A 25,562-nucleotide genomic window follows, 5' to 3' on the forward strand; every position below is an offset into this window, starting at 1 on the left:
ACCGCGGCAGGGTGACCGGAACACCCGGACAGGAAGGCAGCATGGCCGCGCCAGAGCAGCAGAGCACGATCGCATCAGAGCAGACCGTGCAGCCCACGCAGCTCCGTGTCGTCAGTTACAACCTCCGCGAGCACACCGCGAACAGCGAGCTCGCCGCACTGGCCGAGGCGTCCGACGCCGACGTCCTGTGCGTGCAGGAGTGCGACAGCAACGACCTCGCTCCCTCGATCGGTGGCCTCTCGCTCGCCGCGTCGACCCGCACCAACCGGCTCGGGCTCGCGATCTACAAGCGCGACGACCGCTTCGAGGTGCAGGACTTCAGCATCCACTCGCTGCAGAAGTCGCTGCACGACCGGGTCCTCGCACCCGCGCACGAACGGCTCATCGCGATGCACCTGCGCGACACCGAGGCCGACGCCGAGGTCGTCGTCGCGTCGTTCCACGCCTCGCCCCTGACCGCGACGAACTCCCTGCGCCGCAAGCAGATCGAGGCCGCGCACCAGTTCCTGCGCGAGCTGGCGAAGGACGTCCCCGCGGTCATGGTCGGCGACTTCAACTACCCGTGGTTCCAGACGAACCTGCGCCGCAAGATCGAGCAGGGCGGGTTCGCGCTGTCGCTGTCCGACCAGCCGACGTACCTGCGCTACCGCAAGTTCACGGGCCACTTCGACTTCGCGACGAGTGTCGGCCTGCACATCGCCGGCGTCGAGACCCTGCCGGCCGGCATCTCGGACCACCGCCCGATCCTGGTGCGTGCCCACTACGAGCACCCCGGCGAGACCGGCGCTGTCACCACCGTCGAGGCTCCCGCCGCCTGACCCACGTCGGCGCCGCTCGTGCCGACCGCCGAGGTCGCACGACATGCCGCGTGCGCATCGCCGAGTGGTCGGGAACTGTCGGTTACGGGGGCGTCGGGCGACGGTTCGTGCGACCTCGGCGGAGGTGAGCGGGGAGTCGTGACCGCTCGGCAGGGGGCCTTCGGGCGCGTCGGCGGTGCGTGCCGAGGTCGCACGACGTGCCGCGTGCGTGCCGCCGAGTGGTCGCAAACTGTTGGTTGCGGGGGCGTCGGGCGACGGTTCGTGCGACTTCGGCGGAGGTGAGCGGGGAGTCGTGACCGCTCGGCAGCACGTGCCGAGGTTGCACGACATGCCGCGTGCGCGGCGCCGAGTGGTCGGGAACTGTCGGTTGCGGGTGCGTCGGGCGACGGTTCGTGCGACCTCGGCGGAGGTGAGCGGGGAGTTCCGACCGCTCGGCAGGGGGGCCTTCGGGTGCGTCGGCGGTGCGTGCCGAGGTCGCACGACATGCCGCGGGTGTGGCGCCGAGTGGTCGGGAACTGTTGGTTGCGGGGGCGTCGGGCGACGGTTCGTGCGACCTCAGCGGAGGTGAGCGGGGAGTCGTGACCGCTCGGCGCACGACGCTGGGCGCGTCCGTCCGGGCGGCGACGCACCGGAGGCCCGGTGCCGGTCTCGTGGACCGGCACCGGGCCTCCAGGGAGTCGCCCTCAGAACCCGCGAGCCGCGAGCAAGCGTCAGCGACGCAGCGTCGCCCGCGCCAAGCGGTTGCCGATGAACTGGCCGAGCTGCACGATGACGACGATCGCCGCCACCGAGACGTAGACCACCCACCAGTCGTAGCGCTGCGAGCCGTAGGTGATCGCGTACTCGCCGAGCCCGCCACCACCGATCAGCGCACCCTGCGCCGTCATGTCGACGATGCCGATGTAGATGAACGTGTAGCCGAGGATCAGGGGGCCGAGACCCTCGGGGATGAGCACGGTCAGCAGGATCGAGACCGGGTGCGCACCCGAGGCCCGAGCCGCCTCGACGACGCCCGGGTCGACCGACAGCAGGTTCTGCTCGACGATCCGGGACACCGCGAAGGCCGCGGCCAACGAGATCGCGAAGGTCACCGCGGGGACACCGATCGTGGTCTGCACGACGACCCGCGACAGCGGCGCGATCGCCGCGAGGAAGATCACGAACGGGATCGGGCGGATCAGGTTCACGAACACGTTGAGCACCGTGTACGCGGTGCGGTTGCCGAGGACGTTGCCCGGCCGGGTCGCGTAGAGCAGCAGGCCGAGCGCGAGGCCGATGACCCCGGCGATGACCAGCGAGATCAGCGACATCACGATGGTGTCGCGGATGGCGGCGAGGAAGACGTCGAACGTGTCGATCACGCTCTGGAACGAGTTGTTGTTCACGCGGCGGCCTCCTCGTCGGTCGTGACGCCGTCAGCGCGGAGTGCGGCGATCGCGGCGTCGATGGCGCCGGACCGGCCGGAACCGCCTGGCCCACCGGGACCGCCACTGGCGTCGCTCAGCTCGTAGGTGAGCGACCCGATCCGACGCTCCCGGATCTCGCCGACCCCGCCGTAGACGAGCTCGGCGGAGACCCGGGCGGCCCGGAACGCGGCGTCGATGCGGTTCTGCAGCCCGGCCTCGTCGGTGATCTGCACCGTGACGAGCCGACCCGGGTGGCGGTCCCGCAGGCGCCGGAGCGTCTCGGCGGAGGGCCGGTCGTGCAGCGCGGTGCGGACGAAGCGCTGCGCGGCGCCGGTCTTCGGGGTCGAGAACACGTCGTAGACGTCGCCGACCTCGACGACCCGCCCCTGCTCCATCACGGCGACCCGGTCGGCGATCTGCCGGACGGCGTCCATCTCGTGCGTGATCACGATGATGGTGACGCCGAGCTCTCGGTTGACCCGGCGGAGCAGCGCGAGCACCTCGGAGGTGGTCTCCGGGTCGAGGGCGCTGGTCGCCTCGTCGGCGAGCAGCAGGTCGGGCGACGCGGCGAGGGCGCGGGCGATGCCGACGCGCTGCTTCTGGCCGCCGGACAGCTGTTCCGGGTAGGCGTGGGCGCGCTCGAGCAGGCCGACGAAGTCGAGCAGCTCGGCGACGCGACGGTTCCGCTCGGCCTTCGGCACACCGGCGACCTTGAGCGGGTACGCGACGTTGCCGGCGATCGTGCGGGACCGGAACAGGTTGAACTGCTGGAAGATCATCCCGATGTTGCGACGCGCCAGACGGCGGTCCCGCTCGGGGATCGCCGTCAGTTCGCGGCCCGCGACGGTCACCGTGCCGGAGCTCGGCAGCTCCAGCGCGTTGACCAGGCGGACCAGGGTGGACTTGCCGGCACCGGAGTACCCGATGACGCCGAGGACCTCTCCCTGGTGCACGTCCAGGGAGACGTCCTCGACGGCCACCACGGTCTCGCCGGTGTCGGCGCGGCGGTAGTGCTTCGAGACGCCGCGGAGTTCGACGAGGACCGGCACTACTGCTTGGCCGCCTTCGCGTCCTGCTCGACCTGGGCGAGCTCGTCCTGCAGCTTCGAGGCGCTCTCGTCGCGGGCGACGGCCTCGGGCAGGTCCTTCGCGAAGGCCTTCTGCACGGCGTCGTCCTGGAACAGCTCCGCGAGGTCGAGGTAGGTCTTGTTGCCCTTGTCCTCGTCGCGGACGGCGAAGACGTTCACGTACGGGGCGGCGCTCGCGCTCGAGGGGTCGTCCTGGTAGATCGCGTCCGAGATCGGCAGACCGGCGGCGGTGGCGAAGTTGTTGTTCACGACGGCGGCGGCGACGGAGCCCTGCTGCAGCGCGTTCGCGGTCTGCGAGGCGTCGAGGGGCTGGACGTCGACCTTCTTCGTCTCGATGTCGTCGGCGGTGGAGAACGCCGAGCCGCCGTCCTTCAGGGTGATCAGGTCGGCCGCCTGCAGGATCAGGAGCGCACGGGCCTGGTTGATCGAGTCGTTCGGGATCGCGACCTTGGCGTTCGCGGGCAGCTCGGACGGCTTGTCGTACTTCGTCGCGTAGAGCGGCAGTGGGTACACGGCGGTCGAGCCGATCGGCTGCAGGTCGTCGTTCGAGGTGACGTTGTAGTCCGCCAGGTACTGGATGTGCTGGAACTGGTTGATGTCCAGCTGGCCGTCCTTGAGGGCGGGGTTCGGCAGCGAGTAGTCCGAGAAGTTCGTCAGCTTGACGGTGACGTTGAGCTTGTCCTTCGCGAGCTTCGTGTACGTGCTCCAGTAGCCGAGCGACTTGTCCGCGACACCGATCGTGACGGTCTTCGGGGCGGCGTCGCCGGCGGCACCGGCGTCGTTGCTCCCGGATCGGAGGGCTCCGACGACGACGGCGACGACGATCGCCACGACGACGATCGCGGCCGCGACGATCCAGCCGATCGGGCGCTTGCCCTTCGGCTTCTCGGGCAGTGCGGGGGCTGCGGACATGCTGGTGCTCCTCGTGGGCCGTGCGTGTGGGGGAGCCGCGGTGGTCCGCGGCGTGGAGACGAGTGTGACGTGCGGTCCACCCCCGGAGCGAGTTCCGTTCCGTCGTGTTACGCAGCACTCGATCCGTGCCGCCTGCGTCGGAGCACGCGTCCCGACACGACTTGGTTGACTCGGATCGTGCGCAGCATCGAACTCGTCCTCGGCCCGGAGTCGGACGCCGCCGTGCGGTCCGCCTGGCAGGCCCTGATGGACGCCGACCTGCCGAGCCTCGGTCGGCACCCGTCGCCGTCGAACGCCCCGCACGTCACCCTGGCCGCCGGCGACTCGCTGCCCGTGCCGGCGGGGTTCCGCACGTCGGTCCCGACCGCGATCCGGCTCGGCGGGCTGCTGCTCTTCCCCGCGGGTGCCGGTCGGTCGGTGCTCGTGCGCGCCGTGGTCCTCGACGCGGCGCTCACGACCTTCCACGGAGAGGTGCACGCGGTCGCCCCCGGCGGCGTCGAGACGTCGGTGCCCGGGCACTGGTCGCCGCACGTCACGCTGGCTCGTCGGGTGCGCGACGAGGACCTGCCGCGCGCCGTCGCTGCGCTGCGCGCCGTGCCGCTGCCGGAGACGCTCGACGTCGGCGGCGTGCGGCACTGGGACGGCGAGACGCGGACGATCACGCCGCTCGCGTTCACGACCGACTAGCGGGGCACGGCCTGGAGGCCCGGGTCAGGTCCCGAGCACCCGCTCGCCGAACGCGGATGCGAACGTCCGCTCCGGGTCGGCCCGGGCGACGAGGTCGCGGAAGTCCGCCAGCCGCGGGTACAGCCCGGCGATCGCCGCGTGGTCGAGCGAGCTCATCTTGCCCCAGTGCGGTCGGCCGTCGAAGGCCGCGAGCCGGGACTCCAGGTCGGGCAGGAGCGCGGCGACCTCGGTCGGGTGCTTCTTCCAGGTGAACGCGATGCAGAGGACGTCCTCGCCCTGGGTCGGGCTGAGCCAGAGGTCATCCGCGGCCATCGTCCGGAGTTCGCAGACGTGCAGGTGCGGCTGGATCCGGTCGGCGAGCCCCCGGAGCGCGTCGAGGGCGGCCGCCGCGTGCCGGAGCGGGACGAAGTGCTCGCTCTGCACCTCGGACCCGTGGCTCGGGACGGACCCGATCGGGAAGTGCGGCAGGCGGTCCCACCACGGGCCGACCGAGCCGTCGCGCGCGGTCCGGTGGTCGTCGCCGGGGGTGCCGGGCAGGCGCCGTGCGCCGGCCAGGGTCTCCGGGACCGGCACGTCCTCGGCGCCCTCGGGGACGCGCGACTTCACCAGGACCTCGGTGATCGCATCGCCGAACACGGTGTAGGCGCACACCGAGTACGCGGCGGCGTGCACGTCAGCGACGTTCGCCGTGAAGGTGTCCCAGGGGATCGCGCCGTAGACGTCCTGACGCATCCGGTAGGACGGTTCGACGTCGAGGGTCACCCGGGTCACGATGCCGAGCAGTCCGAGGTGCAGCACAGCGCCGTCGAACGCGGTGTCCGTCCGGTCGATCGTCCGGGCGGAGCCGTCCGGACCGAGCACCTCGAACGCGCGCACCGCGGTGGCGAGCGAGCCCAGTGCCGTGCCGGAACCGTGGGTGCCCGTCGCGACCGCACCCCCGACCGAGATGTGCGGCAGGGACCCCGTGTTGTGCAGCGCGAACCCGGCACGGTCCACGTCGGCCGCGACGTCGCCGTACCGGGTGCCGGCCCCGAGCGTCACGGTGCTGTGCTCGGCGTCGACGACCAGGTCGGTGGGGATCCCGGTCAGGTCGAGCAGGGTGCCGGCGGTGTCGGCGACGTCGTTGAACGAGTGCCGGGTGCCGAGGCCGTGCACCCGATCGGCGTCGGCCACGACCTGGGCGGCCTCGTCGATCGACGACGGGCGGACGACCCGTTCGGCCGTGTACGTGACCGTGCCGGACCAGTTGAGCTCGCTCGTCGTCGACCGCATGGCGCCCACCCTGCCACGCGGTCCGGAGACGGGCGCGGGCCGGGCGCCGGTCCCGTCACGGGTCCGGCGTCCGGCCCGGCTCGTCGGTCGGTGCGCGAGGCTCGTCGGTCAGTGCACGGGCGGGGGCGTCGGCGCGCCCTCGGGCACCTCGGGCCGGCGGACGAACACCGAAGCGAGGATGCCGAACAGCGAGATGATCGCGCCGACCATGAAGGCGGTGCCGACGCCCGACGCGGTGGCCACCTGGACCCCACGGGCACCGGAGCCCTCGACGGCGGTGGCCGCACCGATCGTCAGCAGCGTGACGAAGAGGGCCGTGCCCGCCGCACCGGCGAGCTGCTGCGCCGTGCCGAGCACCGCGCTGCCGTGCGAGTACAGCTTCGGGGGCAACCCACCGAGCGCCGCGGTGAACAGCGGCGTGAAGGTCAGGGCCAGGCCGATGCTCAGCACCACGTGCGCACCGAGGACGAACCACACGCTGGTGTCGACACCCACGGTGGAGAGCGCCCAGAGCACGGCGCTGACGATGATCGCTCCGGGGATGAGCAGCACGCGCGGGCCGCGGCGGTCGTAGATGCGACCGACGATGGGGGAGAGCAGGCCCATCAGCAAGCCACCGGGGAGCAGCAGCAGGCCGACCTGCAGGACATCGAGGCCGAGGACGCGCTCCAGGTAGATCGGCAGCAGGATGAGCGTGCCGAACATCGCCATGAAGCTCAGGCCCATCGCGACGATCGGCACCGTGAAGCCACGGGTGCGGAAGGTGCGCAGGTCGAGCAGGGCGCTGTCGGTGCGCTGCAGGCGCGTCTGCCGGACGATGAACACCGCGAGGGCCACGGCGCCGACGACCAGGGCGGTCACCGGGACGAGCGGACCGGTCGTGCCGGCTTCACCGATGCTGGACAGGCCGTAGACGATGCCGCCGAACGCGAAGGCGGAGAGGATGACCGAGACGACGTCGATCGGTGCCTTGCGCGGCGTCGAGACGTTCTGCACCTTGACCATGCCGAGGATGAGCGCCGCGATCGCGATGGGCAGCACGAAGCCGAACAGCCAGCGCCACGAGAACGCGTTGAGGATCAGGCCGGAGATCGTCGGGCCGATGGCCGGAGCAACCGAGATGACGATCGAGATGTTGCCCATGATGCGGCCACGGTGCGCGGGGTCGACCAGGGTCAGGACCGTCGTCATCAGCAGCGGCATCATGATCGCGGTGCCGCTGGCCTGCACGATGCGGCCGACGAGCAGGACGGTGAAGCCCGGCGCGAGCAGGGCGATCAGCGTGCCGACCGAGAACAGGCCCATCGCCCAGACGAACACCGGTCGGGTGTTGAAGCGCTGCAGCAGGAACCCGGTGATCGGGATGACGACCGCCATGGTGAGCAGGAAGCCGGTGGTCAGCCACTGGCCGGTCGCGGCGCTGATGTCCAGGTCGTCCATGAGCCGGGGCAGGGCCACGCCCATGATGGTCTCGTTGAGGATGACGACGAACGCGGAGACGAGCAGCAGCCCGATCACGAGTCGGGTCTCGGCAGCGGACGGCTGCGAGACGCTTCCCGTGCGGGGGGCGGAATCGACGGCCTGGGTCATGCGGGTGCTCCTGGTGGGTCACGACGGGTGGAACGGGTGTGGCGCAGGACGCGCAGACAGGCCAACTCCCTGAGTGGATGCGATTATTCCGCTTCGCTCCGACATCCGCAGGTGAACGATCGGTGCCGAGCACGCCGGTCGCCGGCGCAGCTCCCACGCACGTCGGCTCAGTGCAGGATCGCGAACCCGTCGGCGTCGCCGTGCGGTACCACCGACCGCAGGCTGACGTCGGTCACGGTCGCCGACGGTGGCCCGGTGCGCAGGCACTCGACCAACGAGTCGACGGCGACCGAGGGCCCCTCCGCCTCGACCTCCACCGTGCCGTCCCAGAGGTTCCTCGCGTAGCCGACGAGGTCGAGCCCGTCCGCCTTCCGAGCGGTCCAGTACCGGAAGCCGACCCCCTGGACCGTCCCCGACACCACGGCATGCACCCTCGTCACCGTCGTCATGTCCTCCACGCTAACCGCGACGGCCCTCCGGGAGTTTTCGGCCCCGTGACGATCTGTTTCCGGCTCGTGACGAGCGCGCCGCGTCGGCAGTGATAGTGTCATCCCAACCCGAACACTTCGAGTCAGATTGACACTATCTCCACCATGGACGAAGCAGGCATCCGCGTCGCGGTCTCCACCGTGATCGTCGCACTGCGCCCGCACCCCGACACCGGGGCCCCGGCGCTGTGGATGCCGCTCGTCCGTCGCGTCGCCGAACCGTTCGAGGGTTCCTGGGCGCTCCCCGGCGGCTGGGTCGGCGACGACGAGGGCCTCGAGGACTCCGCGGCCGCCCGACTGCGTGAGACGACGAACGTCCAGCCGCGGTACCTCGAGCAGCTCTACGCGTTCGGTGACGTCGGACGCTCCCCGAGCCGCGTGGTGTCGATCGTGTACTGGGCACTCGTGCACCCGGACGAGGCGAACGTCGTGCCCGACGACTGGAACGTCCGGTGGTTCCTGGCCGACGAGCACCCGCCGCTCGCCTTCGACCACGACCGCATCGTCGAGTACGCCCTGTGGCGGCTGCGCAACAAGATGTCGTACTCGCGGATCGCGCAGGCGTTCCTCGGCGACCGCTTCACCCTCGCCGAACTCCGCGGCGTGTACGAGGCGGTGCTCGGCCGTGCACTCGACCCCGCGAACTTCCGTCGGCAGGTCGAGAAGACCGACGCGGTCCTGCCGACCGACGAGACCACGAGCGGGGGCCGGCACCGTCCGGCCCGCCTGTACCGCTCGAACCCCGACCTGGCCTACGCGGACAACGGCCCGCTGCAGACCGGGGCCGATCAGCACCAGCAGCGGAACCGATAGGAAGCCCCGTGTCCATCGCCACGACGATCGAACTCATCTCCAACGGCAAGGCCGGCGGCAGCACCTGCACGCCCGACCTCGCGATGCCGACGTGGGACTTCGACTCCCGCCCCGGGTACGGCCCTGGGTCGTCGATGTCCGACGTCATCCCGACGAGTGCCCCGCGCCAGGGTGTCCTGCCCGACGAGTACAAGACGGCCCCGACCGACGAGCTCCACGAGCGCATCGAGCGGGCGAAGGCCACCCTCGGCGACCGGGTCGTCGTCCTCGGGCACTTCTACCAGCGCGACGAGGTCGTCCGGCACGCGGACTTCCTCGGCGACTCGTTCCAGCTCGCGAACGCCGCCCTGACGAAACCCGACGCCGAGGCGATCGTGTTCTGCGGCGTGCACTTCATGGCCGAGACCGCCGACATCCTGGCGCGCGACGACCAGCGCGTGATCCTGCCGAACCTGGCCGCCGGCTGCTCGATGGCCGACATGGCCGACATCGACAGCGTCGAGGCGGCGTGGGCGGAGCTGACGGCGGTGTACGGCACCGAGCCCGACGCCGACGGCCGCGTGCCCGTGATCCCGGTCACCTACATGAACTCCGCCGCCGACCTCAAGGCCTTCTGCGGTCGCAACGGCGGCATCGTCTGCACCTCGTCGAACGCCGCGACCGTGCTCGAGTGGGCCTTCGAGCGTGGGCAGCGCGTCCTGTTCTTCCCCGACCAGCACCTCGGCCGCAACACCGCGAAGGCGATGGGCATCAGCACCGACCTGATGCCGATGTGGAACCCCCGGAAGCCCCTCGGCGGCAACGAGACGAGCGACCTCGAAGCGGCGAAGGTCATCCTCTGGCACGGCTTCTGCTCGGTGCACCGCCGCTTCACCGTCGACCAGATCGACCAGGCCCGCCGCGAGCACCCGGGCGTGCAGGTCATCGTGCACCCGGAGTGCCCGATGGCCGTCGTCGACGCCGCCGACCACGCCGGCAGCACCGACCTGATCCGGAAGACCGTCGCCGCGGCCACCGAGCCGACGACGTTCGCGATCGGCACCGAGATCAACATGGTGAACCGGCTCGCCGCCGAGTACCCGCAGCACACGATCTTCTGCCTCGACCCGGTCGTCTGCCCCTGCTCGACGATGTACCGGATCCACCCGGGCTACCTCGCCTGGGTGCTCGAGGCACTCGTCCGCGGCGAGGTCCTCAACGAGATCGTCGTCCCCGCCGACGTGCAGGCCGACGCCAAGGTCGCGCTCGAGCGCATGCTCGCCGCCAAGCCGCGCGGCTGAGACGCGGACCCGACCGAACGAGGGAGACCACCGTGCACGTCGTCATCGTCGGCTCCGGCATCGCCGGCCTGACCGCAGCGATCCGCGCCAGTGCCCTGCACGACGTCACCCTGGTGACGAAGGGGGCGCTCGCCGACAGCGCCACCGCGTACGCCCAGGGCGGCATCGCGGTGGCGCTCGGTGCCGACGACTCCGCGGCGCTGCACCAGGCCGACACCCACGTCGCGGCGGCGGGCAGCGCCGACGCCCGGGCCGTCGAGGTCCTGTGCACCGACGGGCCGGCCCGCGTCCGCGACCTGCTCGCCCTCGGGGTGCCCTTCGACCGGTCGTCGGACCCGGCGACCCTCGACCGGTACGGCGACGACCTCGCCCGCGGGCGAGAAGCCGCGCACGGCCGGTGGCGCGTCGTGCACGCCGACGGTGACGCGACGGGAGCCGCGATCGAACGCACCCTCATCGCAGCACTGCACCGACGGCACGTCACGATCCTGGAGCGCACGAGCCTGACCGACCTGGTCGTCCGCGGCGGCGTGGTCGTCGGCGTCGACGTCCTCGACCTGCTCGGCGAACCCCGCCGGCTCGACGCCGACGCCGTCGTCATCGCGTCCGGGGGAGCCGGACACCTGTACCGCGAGACGACGAACCCCCTGGTCGCGACGGGCGACGGGGTCGCCGCCGCCTGGCGCGCAGGCGCCGTCCTCGCCGACCTGGAGTTCGTCCAGTTCCACCCGACACGGCTGGCCGTCCCCGGTGGCGGCCTGGTGTCCGAAGCCGTCCGCGGTGAGGGCGCCGTCCTCCGCGACGCCGCCGGGAACCGCTTCATGACCGACGTGCACCCGGACGCCGAGCTCGCCCCGCGTGACGTCGTCGCCCGGGGGATCGCCGCCGCGGTGCGCGACCAGGGCGGCGCACCCGTGCTCCTCGACGCCACCGGCCTCGACGCCGGGTTCCTGGTCACGCGGTTCCCCGGACTCAGCCGGGCCACCCGCGCCGCCGGGTTCGACTGGACCCGCGAAGGCGTCCCGGTCGCACCGGCCGCGCACTACTCGATGGGCGGCATCGCCACCGACGCCGAGGGCCGCACCAGCCTGCCCGGACTCCTCGCCGTCGGTGAAGCCGCCTGCACCGGCGTCCACGGCGCCAACCGGCTCGCCTCGAACTCCCTGCTCGAGGGGCTCGTCTTCGCGGTCCGCGCAGCGGACGCGGTCGCCGCACCGCGACCCGGCCTGCTCCGCCTGCGCGGGGACGCCGGTCTCCACGTCACCAGCGTGCCCCGAGCGGCCGACGCGATCCGCGCCTCCCGTCCGACCCTGCCTGGAGGCGCGACCCACCTCGACGACGTCGGTGCCGTCCGGCAGGCGGTCCAGTCCGTCATGACGGACCGCGTCGGGCTGCTCCGTGACGCCGTCGGGCTGGCCAGCGCGCGCCGCGACCTCGACGCGCTGACCGCGCCGACTGGCGGCGGCGTGCGCGAGCACGAGGACCGTGCGCTGCTCGACCTGGCGCGACTCGTCGCGCTCGCCGCCGAGGCCCGCACCGAGTCCCGCGGGGCGCACGCCCGCACCGACCACCCCGACACCGACCCCACCGCCCCGGCCTCGTACGCCTGGGTGGCCGACCACACCGATGCACAGCCCGACGAGCACACGGACGAACGCGCCGACGGCTCCGCAGCCGTCCCGCAGGAGGTACCCGCATGACCACCGACCCCGGCACCATCCCGCCGCACGCGCTCCGTCGCGTGATCGAGACCGCGCTCGAGGAGGACGCGCCCTGGGGCGACGTCACCAGCGAGACCCTCATCCCCGCCGAGGCGACCGCGACCGCGACCCTCGGCGCGCGCGAGCCCGGCGTGCTGAGTGGCGGCGCGGTGTTCGTCGCCGTGATGCACGCCGTCGACCAGTCGATCCACGCCGTCGTGCACGTCGCCGACGGGACGCACTTCGCGGCGGGTGACGTCCTCGCGACCGTGACCGGGTCGGCACGTGCCGTGCTGCGGGCCGAGCGGGTCGCCCTCAACCTGGTGCAGCGGATGTCGGGCATCGCGACGACCACCGCGGCGCACGTCGCGGCCGCCGCGGGCACCTCGGCGCGGATCGTCGACACCCGGAAGACGACGCCGGGCCTCCGAGCACTCGAGCGGTACGCCGTCCGGTGCGGCGGCGGAAACAACCACCGCACCTCGCTCTCCGACGCCGTGCTCGCCAAGGACAACCACCTGGCGGTGCTCCTGGCCGGCGGGATCGGCATCGGCGACGCGATCGCCCAGGCCCGCCAGCGGCTCGGGCACACCGTGCACGTGGAGGTCGAGGTGGACCGCATCGACCAGATCGAACCCGTCGTCGCGGCGGGGGTCGACACGATCATGCTCGACAACTTCACCCCGGACGAACTCGTGACCGGGGTCGGCATCGTCGCCGGACGCGCGCTCGTCGAGGCCTCGGGAGGCGTGTCGCTCGACACCGTCGCGGCGATCGCGGCCACCGGCGTCGACGTCATCTCGGTCGGGGCGCTGACCCACTCGGCGCGGGCGCTCGACCTCGGGCTCGACATCGACGTCGCGGTGCCCGAGCACGTCGCGGTGCCGACGGAGCACGTCGCGGTGCCCGTGCGGGACTAGTCGTGTTCTACCTGGACCGCGCCGCCACCACCCCGGTCCGCCGCGAGGTGCTCGAGGCGATGTGGCCCTACCTGACGGGGGTGTTCGGCAACCCCTCGTCGACGCACGGGGTCGGAGACGAGGCCGCGCGGGGACTCACCGCTGCACGGACCGCCGTCGCCGGGGTGCTCGGGTGCCGGCCCGCCGAGGTCGTCTTCACCACCGGCGGCACCGAGGGGGCGAACACCGCGATCAAGGGGATCGCCCTCGCCGCGCCCCGCGGTCGGCACGTCGTCACGAGCGCCATCGAGCACGAGGCCGTGCTGGAGAGCTGCGCGTACCTCGCCCGCTTCCACGACTTCGACGTCACCGTGCTGCCCGTCGGCCCGGACGGCCGCGTCGACCCGGCGGTGCTGCGCGCGGCACTCCGCCCGGACACCACGCTCGTCTCGATCGCGCACGCCGACAACGAGATCGGCACCGTGCAGGACGTCCCCGCGCTCGCGGCGGTGGCGCACGAGGTCGGGGCGCGGTTCCACACCGACGCCGTGCAGTCCGCGCCCTGGCTGCCGATCGGTCTCGGGGTGCTGGGCGTCGACGCGCTGTCGTTGTCCGGGCACAAGCTCGGCGCCCCGAAGGGCACCGGCGTGCTCGCCGTGCGCGCCGGCGTCCCGCTCGAGCCGCTGCTGCACGGCGGGGGACAGGAACGGGGGCGGCGGTCCGGCACCGAGGACGTGGCCGGTGCCGTGGCGGTGGCGACCGCCCTCGGGCTGGCGGCGGAGACGGTGCGGTCGGGGCAGGGCACCGCGACCACCGTGCGCGACGCGGTGCTCGACGGCGTGCTCGCCGCGGTCCCCGGCGCGTTCGTCACCGGGTCGCGGGAGCACCGGCTGCCCGGGCACGCGTCGTTCTGCTTCCCGGGCGTCAACGGCGAGACCGTCCTGCTCGAGCTCGAGCAGCGCGACGTGGTGTCGTCGTCGGGCAGTGCCTGTGCTGCGGGCAGCACCGAGGCCTCCCACGTGCTCACGGCGCTCGGGATCCCCGAGGGCGTGGCGCGCACCGCGCTCCGTCTGACGTTCGACGCGGCGCTCACGGCCGACGACGTCCCGGTCGTCGTCGGGGCCGTGGCCGAGGCCGTGGCGACCGTCCGCGCCCTCGGCTGAGGTGTACTAGACGTTCTACTCCATCTCTGGGTACGTGTCCCCCCTTCTGCGGACAACCGATCTGCGTCAGAGTGTCGTCATGGCAAACGCGATGATGACCCGGACACGACGGGACGACCGCTTCCGAGCGGTGCAGCTCCTGCCGGCGCCGGCCACCCTCGTCGCGCTCGCCCTGGCAGCGCAGCACGACCTCGGCACGGCCCCGCTCGGGATCATCGCCGTGGTCGGAGCGCTCGCGACCGCCGGGAGTGCCCTGCTCCCGATGGTCCGGCCACCCGCCGCCCACCGGTCGATGCCCGCACCGACCGAGGCGGACCGGTACCGAGAGGACACCGAACACCCTTGAGGTCCACCACCGTGTGGTTCCCCTGAACCGAGCCGCGCGGTGGACCCAGACCGGATGTCGACCCCCTGATCGACGTCCGGCGCGGGGCGCGACGTTCCCCCTGTCGTCGTGTCCCGCCGTACACCGCGATCCCGCCGTGGGTCGACGTCCGCACCCCTGAGCGGCGTCGGTTCCCCTGCAGCCCACGGCGGGATCCGGTTCCCCGGTAGCGTCGTCGCATGCCCTCGTACCGTGCGACCCTGGCGATCGGTGCCCTCGCGCCCGGCACCGCCCCGGACGCCGTCCTGCCCGCCGCGGCCGCCCTCGTGCGCGAACACGCCGTGGTCGAGGCCGAGGACGTCCGGCTGCTCCGTGGTGTCCCCTGTGCCGTCGTGCGCTTCGAGGCCGAGGACGACCGTGCCGCCGCGGCCGTCCGCGACGCCGCCGTCTACGGGCTGCGGGACGTGGTCGAGATCCGCTCCGACGTCGTCACCCGGCGCGAGGGCGGTCGCTGGATCCCGGTCGCCTGACGGTCAGGCGGTGTGCGTCGCCGGTTCGGGTGTCCCCGGCCAGACGTAGTCCAGGTCGTCCGGCACGTCCGGGAACAGCTCCCGGTAGTGCTCCGGCGCCTTCTGCACGAGCTTCGAGCGGTGCGAGACGTGCAGGGCCTCGTCGTCGTTCCACGGCGGGACCGGCACGTCGCCGCGCTCGTACGCCGCCAGGTCCTCCGGCACACGGCCCAGGTCGAGCAGGGTCTTCTCGAGACACGTGTCGGCGTACCCGCGCTCGGCCCAGACGCGGCACGTGGCCTCCTGGTACGCCATCAGCGCCGGACGGTAGCCACGCCACATCGCCGTCACCGGGTGGTGCTGCCAGCCGTAGTCGGGGAGCGTCAGTGCGCGCATCACCTGCAGGGTCTCGACGCGCTGCTTGCCGAGCCGCCGGTCGTCGAGGACCTCGGCGGATGCCCGGAAGTCGGCGTACGGCAGGAAGGTCTGCATGGCGCGGACGCTACCCCGACCGACTGGCACCCGACACATGTCGTCACGAACGTGCCGCCCGCCCCGGCAGCGTGTGAGCATCGACCGCATGAGCGGAGAACTGGTCGTCGGCGTCAGTGGCAGCCCATCGGACCCCTCGCGGACCTCGACCCTGGTCGCGGCGACGGTGGCCCGGTTGGCCGAGGAGATCGACGGTGCCCGGACCGAGACGATCGAGATCGGCCCGCTGCTCGCCGACCTCGGAGCGGCCTCGGGTCGCGAGACGATGTCCGACCGCACCCGCCTGGCCCTCGAGACGGTGGAGGCCGCGGACGTGCTCGTCGTCGGCAGCCCGGCTTTCCGGGCGGCCTACTCCGGCGCCTTCAAGCTCTTCTTCGACTGGGTCGGGCAGTACGACCTCGTCGACACCCCGGTGCTCCTGACCGCCACCGGCGGCAGCGACCGGCACGCCCTGCTCGTCGAGCACCAGATGCGCCCGCTGTTCGGGTTCTTCCAGTCCACGACCCTGCCGCTCGGGGTGTTCGGCAACGAGCGGGACTTCACCAAGCGCGAGGGTGGCTACGACATCGCGAGCGTCGACCTCGAGCTCCGCATCGACCAGGCCGTGCGCCGGGCCGTGCCGCTCATCCGCGGCGGCTTCGCCACCGCCGGCCTGACCGACGTGCGGCGCCCCGCCGAGTTCTGATCCTCGTGCGCGCGCCCGGCTCTTCCGGGCGTCCCTGGTGGTTCCGGGCGTCCCTGGTCGAAAGTTCTCACCAGGTATGCCCGGAACCACCTGGCATCGCGCGTGCCATGGGAAGGAACGGGCGCGACCCAGCGTGACCAGATGGCGGACGGGAGGCCCGTGGCGACGCCGCCACGGGCCTCTCCCCACCGGCACGGCCGGTCGGCCGCTGGCGCGTCCGCCCGGTACCGGCGGCGTGGGCCCAGTCCGTCGTTGGCTCAGCCGAGCAGGGACGCGACGTGTGCGACCGCCAGGCGGTAGCCGTCGGCGCCCGCGCCGGCGATGACCGCCGTCGCGGCGGTGGCGACGTGGTCGACGTGGCGGAACGGCTCGCGCTTCCACGTGTTCGACAGGTGCACCTCGACGACGGGGACCCACAGGGCCTCCACCGCGTCGTGCAGCGCGACCGAGGTGTGCGCGTAGGCGGCGGGGTTGATGACGACCGCGGCGAAGTCGTCGAGGGCCTCGTGCAGCCACTCGACCAGCTCGCCCTCGCGGTTCGTCTGGCGGAAGTCGGCCTCGAGCCCGTGCACGGCCGCCTCGGTGTGCACGATCGCCTCGATCTCGGCGAGCGTCACGGTGCCGTACTGCTCCGGGTCGCGGCGCCCGAGGATGTCGAGGTTCGGGCCGTTGAGGACGAGGATGCGCGACGCGTCGGTCATGGGCCGAGCGTAGCGAACCGGGGGGAGCGCTGCGCGGCTCGGACGATGCATGCGCTGGCTATGTGAACGGTCACAAATCGGTGTAACGTCTCCGTCCGGGTCGGCAGAGTTGTCGACTGCAACACACTGACGTGGAGATGTGAATGGTTCTCGCTGCAGCGAACGAAGGGATCCGGCTCGACTTGGGCTGGGTCGACTACCTGATGATCATCGTGTACTTCGCGGTCGTCATCGGGATCGGGTTCACCGCCCGCAAGCAGGTCCGGACGAGCATGGACTTCTTCCTGTCCGGCCGCTCGATGCCGGCGTGGATCACGGGCCTGGCGTTCGTGTCCGCGAACCTCGGCGCCACCGAGATCCTCGGCATGGCGGCCAACGGTGCCCAGATCGGCATGGCCACCCTGCACTACTACCTCGTCGGCGCCGTGCCCGCGATGGTGTTCCTCGGCCTCGTGATGATGCCGTTCTACTACGGCTCGAAGGTCCGCTCCGTGCCGGAGTTCATGCTGCGCCGCTTCGGCAAGGCGCCGCACCTGGTGAACGCGATCGCGTTCGCGGTGTCGAACGTGCTCATCGCGGGCATCAACCTGTACGCGATGGCCATCGTCATCGAGGCCATGCTCGGCTGGCCGGAGTGGCTGGCGATCATCGTCTCCGCCGGCTTCGTGCTCGTCTACATCACCCTCGGCGGGCTCTCGAGCGCGATCTACAACGAGGTCATGCAGTTCTTCGTGATCATCGCCGGGCTCATCCCGCTGACGATCGTCGGTCTGCACCGCGTCGGCGGCTGGGACGGCCTGTCGAAGGCCATCACCGAGACCCAGGGCGTGCAGCACCTGCAGGCCTGGGCCGGCACCGGCTTCGGTGACGTCACCAACCCGATCGGCGCCAACTGGCTCGCCATCGTGCTCGGCCTGGGCTTCGTGCTCGGCTTCGGCTACTGGACCACGAACTTCACCGAGGTGCAGCGCGCGTTCTCGGCGAAGAACATGTCCGCGGCCCGCCGCACCCCGCTCATCGCCGCGATCCCGAAGCTCTTCATCCCGGCCATCGTCGTGATCCCGGGCCTCATCGCCGCGGCCGTCGTGGGCAACCAGTTCGCCGACGGCACGCTGACCTACAACGACGCGATCCCGAAGCTCATCCAGATGTACCTGCCGACCGGTGTGCTCGGCATCGCGGTGACCGGCCTGCTGGCGTCCTTCATGGCCGGCATGGCGGCGAACGTCTCGTCGTTCAACACCGTCTTCACCTACGACATCTGGCAGCGTTACATCCGCCCGAACATGCCCGACCTGCACTACCTGAAGACCGGCCGCTGGGTCACCGTCGTCGGCGTCGTGGTCGGCATCGCGACCGCGTTCATCGCGGCCCAGGCGTCGAACATCATGACGTACATGCAGACGCTGTTCTCGTTCTTCAACGCACCGCTGTTCGCCGTGTTCATCCTCGGCCTGCTGTGGAAGCGCATGACGACGCAGGGTGCGCTCTGGGGCTACGTCCTCGGCATCGTCACCCCGACGATCACCTGGATCGCCTACCTGGTGAACCCGGACCTGTTCGCCACCGCGACCGCGGAGACCCTGTACGGCGCGATCATCTCGTTCGTCACCGTGCTGGTCGTCGGCTTCGTCGTCTCGATGCTCACCAAGCCGAAGGACGAGAAGGAGCTCGGGGGACTCGTCTACGGCGTGGGCAAGATCGACCTGCACGGCGACTCGGTCGCGACGGACACCGCCTGGTACCGCTCGCCCGCACTGCTCGGCACCGTCGCGCTCGTCCTGTGCGTCGTCCTGTACCTCCCGTTCCTCTGATCCGCGAAGGAGACCACTTCTCATGAGTGACACCACCACCCCCGGCGCGATGACCGAGGAGCAGAAGGCAGCCCTCGTCCGCTCCACCCGCCGACTCGACCTGCGCCGCATCCTCGGCGGCCTGTTCGTGCTCTACGGCGTGATCACGACCATCGTCGGGATCGTGCACTGGAACACCGACCCCGAGAAGACCGGCGGGATCCACATCAACCTGTGGGTCGGGATCTCGCTGCTCGTCGGCGGCGGCCTGTTCTTCCTCTGGGACCGCCTGAACCCGGTGCCCGCCGAGGACATCATCGGCCAGGCCGAGTCCGAGTCGCACCAGCGTGCCGCGGGCGAGGGGCGCGAGCTGGCCTGAGGCTGCTTTGGTCGGGCGTCCCCGGCCAGACGCGGAACGACGAAGTCGCTGTCGGACGACAGCGACTTCGTCGTTTCCGGCCGCGGCGGCCGGCGCCTTGACTGGGGCCGAGCGTTGCGGGTAGCATTGATATGTCGATCGGGTGCTGCTCGGTCGAAAGTGATCCTCGGATGTCCTGCAGCCAGCGCGGGCCCGAGGATTTGCGCTTTCGGGGGCGTGCGTCAGCAAACCAGGATCGGGCTCGTCGGCTCGTCCCGTCCACCACCGGGTTCTGACTCGTCCACGTACGCCCGCGTCCGACCAGCATATTGTGTACCGGTTGGTTCCCCCACGAAACGGTTGCGCGCTGCTCCAGGTGGGTCCAGGTTGAGCGTGACGAAAGGAACCGCCATGGACACGATGGTCTTCATCAACCTGCCCGTCACGGACCTCGAGCGCTCGAAGGCGTTCTACGAGGCACTCGGGTACTCGATCAACCCGGCCTTCAGCGACGACACCGCGGCGTGCGTGGTGGTGTCCGACACGATCTACGTCATGATCCTGACGACAGCGAAGTTCGCCGAGTTCACGGACAAGACGATCGCCGACGCCGACACGATCGAGGTCATCAACTCGCTCAGCGCCCCGTCGAAGGAGGACGTCCACCGCGTCGTCGACGCCGCGGTCGCTGCCGGCGGCATCGAAGACCGCCCGGAGATGGACCTCGGCTTCATGTACCAGCGGAGCTTCACCGACCCGGACGGACACCGCTGGGAGTACGTGTGGATGGACGAGCAGGCGACGCAGGACGGCCCGCCCGCCGAGTGAGTGATCGGCTGTCGGCGGCGCCCGCCAGGATGGTCGCATGAGCACCGAGCCCGTCGCCGCCCCGCCCGTGCCCGACCTCGTCACCGGCGACGACGGCCTCGCCCGGCCGGTCTGGGCGTCGTCGGACGAGCTCCTGCGCGAGTACTACGACACCGAGTGGGGCATGCCCGTCCGTGACGAACGCGGTGTGTTCGAGCGGCTCTCGCTCGAGGCGTTCCAGTCCGGTCTGTCGTGGCGCACGATCCTCGCCAAACGACCGGCGTTCCGGGCCGCCTTCGCGGACTTCGACGCCGACACCGTCGCGGCCTTCGGCGAGGACGACGTCGCACGCCTGATGGCCGACGCCGGGATCGTCCGGAACCGCGCGAAGATCCTCGCGACGATCACCAACGCGAACGCCACGATCGCCCTGCGGCAGGACGGCGGGCTCGCCGACTTCGTGTGGTCGTTCCGGCCGACGACCACCCCCGAGCCACGGTCGTCCGCCGAGGTCCCGACGAAGTCGGACGAGTCCCTCGCCCTGTCGAAGGCGCTGCGGAAGCGCGGCTTCGCCTTCGTCGGTCCGACCACGATGTACGCCCTGATGGAAGCGCTCGGCATCGTCGACACCCACCTGATGGGCAGCCACCGGCGCGGGACCTCCGGCGTCTGGAGCTGACTGATGCGCCCTGATTGGGCAGGTTGAGCGTCGCCACGTGAGTTCGAGAACCCTCGCGCCTGGCCGCTCGGTCGTCACAGCGGTCGGTGTGACGACGGGCATCGGAATGGCGCGGTCGCTCGCTGCTGAGATAGTTGGCCGGTCTGCTGCCGAGGCGATGCAGGCCATGTCCGACGCCGGGGTGGCGTTGCGTGCAGACATGTCGCAGGACACCGAGAGTGGCGGCCGTTGATGCACGGCGACGGACTCCTGCCCGCTGCACACTCCATAGTCACCTACAAAAAGTACCGAACCCGAGTGGGGCCCACCCCTGCTAGTGGCAAGAGTGCGAGACTGTACTGATGGTACGCACGTTGGCTGCTCGAGAGTTGATCGTGCTCCAGTTCAATGAGAGGGACGCGATCGATGGCACTCATTTTTGTCGTAGATAACTCTGAGACTGCAACGTGGTCAATTGGGGACATCGTCGTCCATTTGACGAGAAGTGAATGGGATGACTATGGCTTCGGAACTACATTTGCGGTAGAGATAGCGGACGGCGCCCAACGACATTCCATCGGACTCACGAAGATCGGTCAGAGGGGGATGAAGTCTGATGGGGCTTTCGGGCAAACCTATTTCACCCCACTCGCGGCAGTGTTCGATCAATTGGATGATTCGTACTTCTCGGTAGGGCAAGATCCGGAATTTTACGCGAACCTTGTCGGTCAAACGGACCTCGATACCGCCCGAGAGTTTCTTGAAGCTGTTCAGGATCTCACGCAATTTGACGGAAACATAGAAGACCTCCTCCTCGAAGACGTGGTCCGGAAGTCGTTGTTTCGATCCGTTTCAATTCCTACCGTCGAGAATCAGTTCCGCCGGATATTGAAGGGCGGGGAGAAAAATGAACAGTTCTCGTTAACCTACTATCTTCGGCCAGAAGACAAATCCAGTTCTCCGTTGATGGCTTTTGAGGCGGACTCATCCCATTCTCTGCCTACTAACGTGCACGTCATTATCGGAGCGAACGGAGCAGGTAAGACGACTGCGCTGAAGAACGTACGATGGGCCCTTGACAATAGCGACCCCGAGAAGCACCGACCCGAATTCCTCAGTGTTCGCGATCGCGAGCTGATTTCCGGCGTCGTTTCGGTGAGCTTCAGCGCGTTTGATGTATTTGAGGATGAGGAGCGTTCAGACCTCGATCAGGCACAATTTCGAGTGCAGAATGTTCATCTTCCCTGGATTGACGCAGGGAATACCGCGCATATCGGGCAGCAGGAAGTTTTTTCGAAGCTCGTCGCGGCGTGCTTAGAGTATCGAGCTCGTCGGCTCATTCGGCTCTTTCGGCTACTGGCGGAAGCCGACACGGTGCTCGAATCGCACGATATCGCGAACCCGGAGGCATTGCAGAACCTGAACTACGAGTCGCTGAGTTCGGGCCATAAAATCGTCCTTCTCACCCTCGCGAACCTTGTGCGTTTCTGTGACGAGCGCACGCTGGTGCTTCTCGACGAGCCCGAGAGTCACTTGCACCCACCACTTCTCGGGGCCTTTACTCGTGCGTTGTCAACTCTGATGTCGGAGATCAATGGACTTGCACTCGTGGCGACCCACTCACCAGTGGTCCTGCAGGAGGTTCCGCGACAGTGTGCATGGCAGTTATGGAACGTCGACGGCCATACCGGTGTGCGTCAGCCTGAAGCCGAAACCTTTGGAGAGAACGTGGGGGTTCTCACTCGGGATATATTTGGCTTGAGCATGGTCAAGTCTGGATATCACAGCATCCTCGCTGGGGCGGCCGAGCGTAACACGGATTACCAAGCCGCCCTGGCTTCCTTGGGCGGCGAAATTGGGGACGAGGCCAAGCTTATTCTGCGCTCCATGTACCTCAAATCGGAGCGCGTACTTTGAAATTATTGGCTCCCGTGCAATTGACGGGAAGCGAAGTGCGTAAAAAGATAGTTCCAGGCATTGCATGTGCAGCTCGCAGGGGTCGGATTGATGCAGATGAGGCTGTCATTGAGTCGGATGAAGTCGCATTTAGGGCCAGCGTTTTGGCCGGAAGCCCCGGGGGTGTGATGCCAACCACCTTCTCGCCTATCGTGAAGGAGGATATGACGTGGCTCTACGAGACACGTCTTGTTGGGAGCGTGCCGGGGAAAGCTCTTCGCGGAAAACTAATTGACGCGGCGGAGGGCCTTTGCCCTTACTGCAGAATCAACGTTGCAAAAACTCTCGATCACACCGTGCCGAAATCAGAACATCCACGTTTGTCAGTCGAGCCGCTGAACTTGGTGCCCTGTTGTCGTGACTGCAACATGGATCGCCTCGTAGGTCGAAATTTTGTGGGCTTAAGTCCGTTCTTCGACAAATGGGCGGCTCATGAGCACTGGCTAAATGCGCGCGTTATAGATATAAATCACCCCGAGTCTCTGGTCTTCGAGGCTATTCGCCACCCGGGATACACTGATAGTCAGTGGGCTCGATTGTCTATCTTTTTCTCGGAATCCGATCTAGATTCTCGCTACAAGTTGCTTGCTCTCGATGAGTTTTATGTCCTGAAGGGTGACCTAATGCGTCAAGCGTCCCACTATCCGTTGAGCAGCATCGAGAGTGTCCTCGTCGAAAGAATTAAATCGCGGCTCACGAGAAAGGGGCTCAATTGTTGGGAGGCCGCGTCATACGGGGCCTGGTTGGTGAAGGCTCGTGAAATCGACTGGGGTGTCTGATTCGATCGACCAAGCACGATGTCAACGCCGACGGAAGGGGCCGACATCGTAGACACCCACCTGATGGGCAGCCACCGGCGCGGGACCTCCGGCGTCTGGAGCTGACAGGCGAGCCCAGCCCAGCCCAGCCCAGGCACACGAGCAGGAACGAGCACGAGCACGTGAACCCCGGGACTATGGTCACGACATGGCCGACGACATCCGGATCGCGTTCCTGCTGTTCCCGCACCTGACCCAGCTCGACCTGACCGGTCCGGCGCAGGTCCTCAGCCGCGTGCCCGGCGCACGCGTCGAGTACGTCGCGGCGACGCTCGACCCGGTGCCGAGCGACTGCGGCTTGGCGCTCGTCCCCACCGTGACGATCAGGGATGCAGGCCCCGCGGACGTGCTCGTGGTGCCCGGTGGTGACGGTGCCTTCGACGCGATGCTCGACCCGGACGTCGTGGCCTTCGTGCGGCGCCAGGCCGAGCACGCGACGTGGGTCACCTCGGTGTGCACCGGTGCCTTCGTGCTCGGCGCCGCCGGGCTGCTCGCCGGCAGACGCGCTACCACCCACTGGGCCTCGAAGCCGATGCTCGAGGCCTTCGGCGCGCAGCCGGTGGACGCTCGGATCGCAAGGGACGGTGCCGTCGTCACCGCCGCCGGGGTGAGCGCGGGCATCGACATGGCGCTGTGGCTCGCCGCCGAGCTCGCCGGACAGCCCGCGGCCGAGGCGATCCAGTTGCAGATCGAGTACGACCCGCAACCGCCGTTCGACCACGGATCGGCCGAGCGCGCCGACGCCGTCGTCGTCACCCGGGCCCGCGCAGTAGCCGAGGAGTCGCGCGGCGCGAGGGTGACCCGCGCCGCCGCAGCCGTCCTGCGCTGACGCGGACCTTCGGACGGTCACGAATCCCCGCTGGTCTCCGCCGAGTGGTCACGACACGTCGTTCCGCGCGCGGCCAGTCGACACTTCGTGACCGCTCGGGGCCATGCACGCGGGGTGTTGTGACCCGAGCAGCCGCAGCAGCAGCCGCAGCCGCGGCCGCCGCAGCAGCCGCGGAGCCGCAGCAGCAGCCGCCGCCGCCCGGCCGCCGCGCGCTAGACCAGCGGCTTCCGCATCTGCGCCGACGTCACCTGGTACCCGAGCGCCGCGTAGAGCTCCTGCGCCCCGGTGTTGTAGCCGAACACGTTCAGCCCGATGCTCGTCGCGCCGTGTTCCGCAGCGGCGCGGTGCCCGAGCTCGAGCGCCCGCCGTGCGTGCCCACGGCGCCGGTGTGCCTCGTCGATCTCGACGTTGAACACCCACCAGTCGGTGCTCCCCGGCGTGAGCGGTCCGATCCACAGGTACCCGATGACGGTGTCGTCCTGGTCGGTGACGTCCCACACGAGGTGCCCGTCAGCGGGGGACCCGCCCGGGAACCAGCGGTCCCGCGACTGCTGCTCGTTCGCCTCGGCCTGCTCGCGGGTCTCGCCCGCCTGCATCCGGGACTCGACGTACTCGGCCATCGTGCGCTGGAGCCAGGCCGGGAGGCGCGTGGCCGGCATCGGTGCCAGCCGCGTGTCCGTCATCGGTTGCCCTTGGAACCCCGGCTCGGCTTGCCGCGCATCTTGCCGCGTCCGGGTGTCGGCCCCTTGCCGGTGTTCGACTTCTTGCCGGCGCCGGACTTGCCGCTGCCGGGCGACTTCGCCTTGGCCTTGCCGCCGGCGCCCGCGGCGCCGCCCTTGGAACCCGACGCACCCGACCCGCCGGACCCACCCGACCCGCTGGACGAACCCTTGGCACCCGACCCGGCCTTGGCGCCGCCACGAGCCGGACGCGAGCCGTCGTCGTCGCGATCCGGGCCTCCTGGCTGGCGTGAACTGTTGGCGGTCCGCCCGCGCACCACGCCGATGAACTCCTCGGTGGTCTCGGTGGCGTCCTCGTCCCGCCAGACCAGCGCGATGCGCGTGCCCTCGGCGTCCATGAGCGGACGACCCACCAGGTCCTTGCGGCTGGCGGCGCGGAACAGTGACTGGGGGAGCACGACGACGCCGACGTTCGCCTCGACCAGGTCGAGCGATCCGTCGATGTCGGCCGGCACCGGGCCGGCGTCGATCACGTGGACCTCGGCGTCGGCGAGGTCGACCTCGGCGAGTTCAGCGAGGGGGGAGTCCTTGGGCATCGCGACGACGGCCGTCTCGGTCCAGAGCGGGATGGCGTTGTGCTGCTCGGACACGGGCATGCGTGCGAAGACCATGTCGGCCTCGCCGGCCAGCGTGTCGTCGACGTCGTCGGCGCCGATCGGCCGCAGCCGGAGCTCGACGGAGGGGAAGCGTTCCCGCCAGACACGGGCCCACTTTGCGGGGGAGACCCCCGGCACGAAGGCGATGGTGAGAGCCGCGGTCATGCAGACGAGCATAGG

27 protein-coding genes are annotated in these 25,562 nt (G+C 69.8%); 17 read left to right on the forward strand and 10 right to left on the reverse strand.

Annotated features, from left to right (window positions below):
* The first annotated feature begins 41 nt into the window (after positions 1-41).
* Positions 42-818 (forward strand): endonuclease/exonuclease/phosphatase family protein, encoded by a 777-nt coding sequence (locus tag DEJ12_RS05730; protein WP_071405095.1) that lies wholly within the window; start codon positions 42-44, stop codon positions 816-818.
* A gap of 710 nt (positions 819-1,528) precedes the next feature.
* Here DEJ12_RS05730 and DEJ12_RS05735 read toward each other — a convergent pair.
* Genes DEJ12_RS05735 through DEJ12_RS05745 form a run of 3 tightly spaced genes read right to left on the reverse strand, consistent with a single transcriptional unit; the run spans position 1,529 to position 4,223 of the window.
* The gene (locus DEJ12_RS05735; RefSeq protein ID WP_017888525.1) at positions 1,529-2,203 is read right to left on the reverse strand and encodes a methionine ABC transporter permease; all 675 of its coding nucleotides are present in this window, start codon (positions 2,201-2,203) and stop codon (positions 1,529-1,531) included.
* On the reverse strand, positions 2,200-3,273 hold the full coding sequence (locus DEJ12_RS05740) for a methionine ABC transporter ATP-binding protein (RefSeq protein WP_111029340.1): 1,074 nt from the start codon (positions 3,271-3,273) through the stop codon (positions 2,200-2,202). The genes DEJ12_RS05735 and DEJ12_RS05740 overlap by 4 nt, the downstream gene beginning before the upstream one ends.
* Positions 3,273-4,223 (reverse strand): MetQ/NlpA family ABC transporter substrate-binding protein, encoded by a 951-nt coding sequence (locus DEJ12_RS05745; protein ID WP_110863447.1) that lies wholly within the window; start codon positions 4,221-4,223, stop codon positions 3,273-3,275. Before DEJ12_RS05745 ends, DEJ12_RS05740 begins: the two co-directional genes overlap by 1 nt.
* 177 nt (positions 4,224-4,400) lie before the next feature.
* Between DEJ12_RS05745 and DEJ12_RS05750 the strand changes: the two genes are divergently transcribed.
* Positions 4,401-4,910 (forward strand): 2'-5' RNA ligase family protein, encoded by a 510-nt coding sequence (locus DEJ12_RS05750; protein WP_111029341.1) that lies wholly within the window; start codon positions 4,401-4,403, stop codon positions 4,908-4,910.
* Positions 4,911-4,934: 24 nt separating this feature from the next.
* Here the strand turns inward: DEJ12_RS05750 and DEJ12_RS05755 are convergent, their stop codons facing one another.
* The 3 genes from DEJ12_RS05755 to DEJ12_RS05765 form a co-directional block, all read right to left on the reverse strand.
* Positions 4,935-6,182 (reverse strand): D-arabinono-1,4-lactone oxidase, encoded by a 1,248-nt coding sequence (locus DEJ12_RS05755; RefSeq protein WP_111029510.1) that lies wholly within the window; start codon positions 6,180-6,182, stop codon positions 4,935-4,937.
* Between the two features lie 108 nt (positions 6,183-6,290).
* A complete protein-coding gene (locus DEJ12_RS05760; RefSeq protein ID WP_111029342.1) occupies positions 6,291-7,772 on the reverse strand; it encodes an MDR family MFS transporter in 1,482 nt (493 codons plus the stop codon).
* Between the two features lie 167 nt (positions 7,773-7,939).
* Complete coding sequence (locus DEJ12_RS05765) at positions 7,940-8,221, reverse strand: acylphosphatase (protein ID WP_071247546.1); 282 nt, start codon at positions 8,219-8,221, stop codon at positions 7,940-7,942.
* A gap of 144 nt (positions 8,222-8,365) precedes the next feature.
* Between DEJ12_RS05765 and DEJ12_RS05770 the strand changes: the two genes are divergently transcribed.
* The 7 genes from DEJ12_RS05770 (at position 8,366) to DEJ12_RS05800 (ending at position 14,970) form a co-directional block, all read left to right on the forward strand.
* Positions 8,366-9,073 carry an NUDIX domain-containing protein gene (locus DEJ12_RS05770; protein WP_035808830.1) on the forward strand — a complete coding sequence of 236 codons (708 nt, stop codon included), beginning with the start codon at positions 8,366-8,368 and terminating at the stop codon, positions 9,071-9,073.
* An 8-nt stretch (positions 9,074-9,081) separates the two neighbouring features.
* Entirely contained in the window at positions 9,082-10,353 is a 1,272-nt protein-coding gene (gene nadA / locus DEJ12_RS05775; RefSeq protein ID WP_111029343.1) for a quinolinate synthase NadA, read from the forward strand.
* A gap of 32 nt (positions 10,354-10,385) precedes the next feature.
* The gene (nadB, locus tag DEJ12_RS05780; RefSeq protein ID WP_111029344.1) at positions 10,386-12,053 is read left to right on the forward strand and encodes an L-aspartate oxidase; all 1,668 of its coding nucleotides are present in this window, start codon (positions 10,386-10,388) and stop codon (positions 12,051-12,053) included.
* Entirely contained in the window at positions 12,050-12,973 is a 924-nt protein-coding gene (nadC, locus tag DEJ12_RS05785) for a carboxylating nicotinate-nucleotide diphosphorylase (RefSeq protein WP_111029345.1), read from the forward strand. Before nadB ends, nadC begins: the two co-directional genes overlap by 4 nt.
* 2 nt (positions 12,974-12,975) lie before the next feature.
* A complete protein-coding gene (locus tag DEJ12_RS05790; RefSeq protein WP_111029346.1) occupies positions 12,976-14,115 on the forward strand; it encodes a cysteine desulfurase family protein in 1,140 nt (379 codons plus the stop codon).
* A gap of 79 nt (positions 14,116-14,194) precedes the next feature.
* On the forward strand, positions 14,195-14,461 hold the full coding sequence (locus tag DEJ12_RS05795; protein ID WP_146245130.1) for a hypothetical protein: 267 nt from the start codon (positions 14,195-14,197) through the stop codon (positions 14,459-14,461).
* A gap of 218 nt (positions 14,462-14,679) precedes the next feature.
* Positions 14,680-14,970: a hypothetical protein gene (locus tag DEJ12_RS05800; RefSeq protein WP_111029348.1), complete on the forward strand. Its 291-nt coding sequence runs from the start codon at positions 14,680-14,682 to the stop codon at positions 14,968-14,970.
* A gap of 3 nt (positions 14,971-14,973) precedes the next feature.
* On the opposite strand, the gene DEJ12_RS05805 is transcribed toward DEJ12_RS05800, so the two are convergent.
* Positions 14,974-15,441: an MSMEG_6728 family protein gene (locus DEJ12_RS05805; protein ID WP_111029349.1), complete on the reverse strand. Its 468-nt coding sequence runs from the start codon at positions 15,439-15,441 to the stop codon at positions 14,974-14,976.
* Positions 15,442-15,529: 88 nt separating this feature from the next.
* On the opposite strand from DEJ12_RS05805, the gene DEJ12_RS05810 reads away from it, so the two are divergent.
* Complete coding sequence (locus DEJ12_RS05810; protein ID WP_111029511.1) at positions 15,530-16,126, forward strand: NAD(P)H-dependent oxidoreductase; 597 nt, start codon at positions 15,530-15,532, stop codon at positions 16,124-16,126.
* 257 nt (positions 16,127-16,383) lie between these two features.
* Here the strand turns inward: DEJ12_RS05810 and aroQ are convergent, their stop codons facing one another.
* Positions 16,384-16,827 (reverse strand): type II 3-dehydroquinate dehydratase, encoded by a 444-nt coding sequence (aroQ, locus tag DEJ12_RS05815; RefSeq protein WP_027466301.1) that lies wholly within the window; start codon positions 16,825-16,827, stop codon positions 16,384-16,386.
* 143 nt (positions 16,828-16,970) lie between these two features.
* Between aroQ and DEJ12_RS05820 the strand changes: the two genes are divergently transcribed.
* From DEJ12_RS05820 to DEJ12_RS05845, 7 genes are all read left to right on the forward strand, one after another.
* Positions 16,971-18,641 carry a sodium:solute symporter family protein gene (locus DEJ12_RS05820; protein WP_071405106.1) on the forward strand — a complete coding sequence of 557 codons (1,671 nt, stop codon included), beginning with the start codon at positions 16,971-16,973 and terminating at the stop codon, positions 18,639-18,641.
* Positions 18,642-18,663: 22 nt separating this feature from the next.
* Complete coding sequence (locus tag DEJ12_RS05825; protein ID WP_111029350.1) at positions 18,664-18,999, forward strand: hypothetical protein; 336 nt, start codon at positions 18,664-18,666, stop codon at positions 18,997-18,999.
* A 390-nt stretch (positions 19,000-19,389) separates the two neighbouring features.
* A complete protein-coding gene (locus tag DEJ12_RS05830) occupies positions 19,390-19,806 on the forward strand; it encodes a VOC family protein (RefSeq protein ID WP_111029351.1) in 417 nt (138 codons plus the stop codon).
* 37 nt (positions 19,807-19,843) lie between these two features.
* Complete coding sequence (locus tag DEJ12_RS05835; RefSeq protein ID WP_111029352.1) at positions 19,844-20,464, forward strand: DNA-3-methyladenine glycosylase I; 621 nt, start codon at positions 19,844-19,846, stop codon at positions 20,462-20,464.
* Between the two features lie 405 nt (positions 20,465-20,869).
* Positions 20,870-22,360: an AAA family ATPase gene (locus DEJ12_RS05840; protein ID WP_181433084.1), complete on the forward strand. Its 1,491-nt coding sequence runs from the start codon at positions 20,870-20,872 to the stop codon at positions 22,358-22,360.
* Between the two features lie 14 nt (positions 22,361-22,374).
* Positions 22,375-23,178, forward strand: coding sequence for an HNH endonuclease (locus DEJ12_RS17800; protein ID WP_146249182.1), 804 nt, complete (start codon positions 22,375-22,377; stop codon positions 23,176-23,178).
* Positions 23,179-23,365: 187 nt separating this feature from the next.
* The gene (locus DEJ12_RS05845; protein WP_111029354.1) at positions 23,366-24,046 is read left to right on the forward strand and encodes a DJ-1/PfpI family protein; all 681 of its coding nucleotides are present in this window, start codon (positions 23,366-23,368) and stop codon (positions 24,044-24,046) included.
* 212 nt (positions 24,047-24,258) lie between these two features.
* Here DEJ12_RS05845 and DEJ12_RS05850 read toward each other — a convergent pair whose 3' ends face one another.
* The gene (locus tag DEJ12_RS05850; RefSeq protein ID WP_111029355.1) at positions 24,259-24,729 is read right to left on the reverse strand and encodes a GNAT family N-acetyltransferase; all 471 of its coding nucleotides are present in this window, start codon (positions 24,727-24,729) and stop codon (positions 24,259-24,261) included.
* A complete protein-coding gene (locus DEJ12_RS05855) occupies positions 24,726-25,547 on the reverse strand; it encodes a LysR family transcriptional regulator substrate-binding protein (RefSeq protein WP_181433083.1) in 822 nt (273 codons plus the stop codon). The genes DEJ12_RS05850 and DEJ12_RS05855 overlap by 4 nt, the downstream gene beginning before the upstream one ends.
* Positions 25,548-25,562: the final 15 nt, after the last annotated feature.

It is taken from the genome of Curtobacterium sp. MCLR17_059 (genome assembly GCF_003234665.1).
Taxonomy (GTDB): Bacteria; Actinomycetota; Actinomycetes; order Actinomycetales; family Microbacteriaceae; genus Curtobacterium; species Curtobacterium flaccumfaciens.

What these genes read in the sequence shown, in the direction of transcription:
- DEJ12_RS05760 (WP_111029342.1), bottom strand. Translation starts at nt 7,772, where the DNA reads ATGACCCAGGCCGTCGATTCCGCCCCCCGCACGGGAAGCGTCTCGCAG.
- DEJ12_RS05755 (WP_111029510.1), bottom strand. Translation starts at nt 6,182, where the DNA reads ATGCGGTCGACGACGAGCGAGCTCAACTGGTCCGGCACGGTCACGTAC.
- aroQ (WP_027466301.1), bottom strand. Translation starts at nt 16,827, where the DNA reads ATGACCGACGCGTCGCGCATCCTCGTCCTCAACGGCCCGAACCTCGAC.
- nadC (WP_111029345.1), top strand. Translation starts at nt 12,050, where the DNA reads ATGACCACCGACCCCGGCACCATCCCGCCGCACGCGCTCCGTCGCGTG.
- DEJ12_RS05795 (WP_146245130.1), top strand. Translation starts at nt 14,195, where the DNA reads ATGGCAAACGCGATGATGACCCGGACACGACGGGACGACCGCTTCCGA.
- DEJ12_RS05835 (WP_111029352.1), top strand. Translation starts at nt 19,844, where the DNA reads ATGAGCACCGAGCCCGTCGCCGCCCCGCCCGTGCCCGACCTCGTCACC.
- DEJ12_RS05805 (WP_111029349.1), bottom strand. Translation starts at nt 15,441, where the DNA reads ATGCAGACCTTCCTGCCGTACGCCGACTTCCGGGCATCCGCCGAGGTC.
- DEJ12_RS05730 (WP_071405095.1), top strand. Translation starts at nt 42, where the DNA reads ATGGCCGCGCCAGAGCAGCAGAGCACGATCGCATCAGAGCAGACCGTG.
- DEJ12_RS05800 (WP_111029348.1), top strand. Translation starts at nt 14,680, where the DNA reads ATGCCCTCGTACCGTGCGACCCTGGCGATCGGTGCCCTCGCGCCCGGC.
- DEJ12_RS05840 (WP_181433084.1), top strand. Translation starts at nt 20,870, where the DNA reads ATGGCACTCATTTTTGTCGTAGATAACTCTGAGACTGCAACGTGGTCA.
- DEJ12_RS05825 (WP_111029350.1), top strand. Translation starts at nt 18,664, where the DNA reads ATGAGTGACACCACCACCCCCGGCGCGATGACCGAGGAGCAGAAGGCA.
- DEJ12_RS05745 (WP_110863447.1), bottom strand. Translation starts at nt 4,223, where the DNA reads ATGTCCGCAGCCCCCGCACTGCCCGAGAAGCCGAAGGGCAAGCGCCCG.
- DEJ12_RS05820 (WP_071405106.1), top strand. Translation starts at nt 16,971, where the DNA reads ATGGTTCTCGCTGCAGCGAACGAAGGGATCCGGCTCGACTTGGGCTGG.
- DEJ12_RS05855 (WP_181433083.1), bottom strand. Translation starts at nt 25,547, where the DNA reads ATGACCGCGGCTCTCACCATCGCCTTCGTGCCGGGGGTCTCCCCCGCA.
- DEJ12_RS05810 (WP_111029511.1), top strand. Translation starts at nt 15,530, where the DNA reads ATGAGCGGAGAACTGGTCGTCGGCGTCAGTGGCAGCCCATCGGACCCC.
- DEJ12_RS05770 (WP_035808830.1), top strand. Translation starts at nt 8,366, where the DNA reads ATGGACGAAGCAGGCATCCGCGTCGCGGTCTCCACCGTGATCGTCGCA.
- DEJ12_RS05765 (WP_071247546.1), bottom strand. Translation starts at nt 8,221, where the DNA reads ATGACGACGGTGACGAGGGTGCATGCCGTGGTGTCGGGGACGGTCCAG.
- DEJ12_RS05845 (WP_111029354.1), top strand. Translation starts at nt 23,366, where the DNA reads ATGGCCGACGACATCCGGATCGCGTTCCTGCTGTTCCCGCACCTGACC.
- DEJ12_RS05850 (WP_111029355.1), bottom strand. Translation starts at nt 24,729, where the DNA reads ATGACGGACACGCGGCTGGCACCGATGCCGGCCACGCGCCTCCCGGCC.
- DEJ12_RS05830 (WP_111029351.1), top strand. Translation starts at nt 19,390, where the DNA reads ATGGACACGATGGTCTTCATCAACCTGCCCGTCACGGACCTCGAGCGC.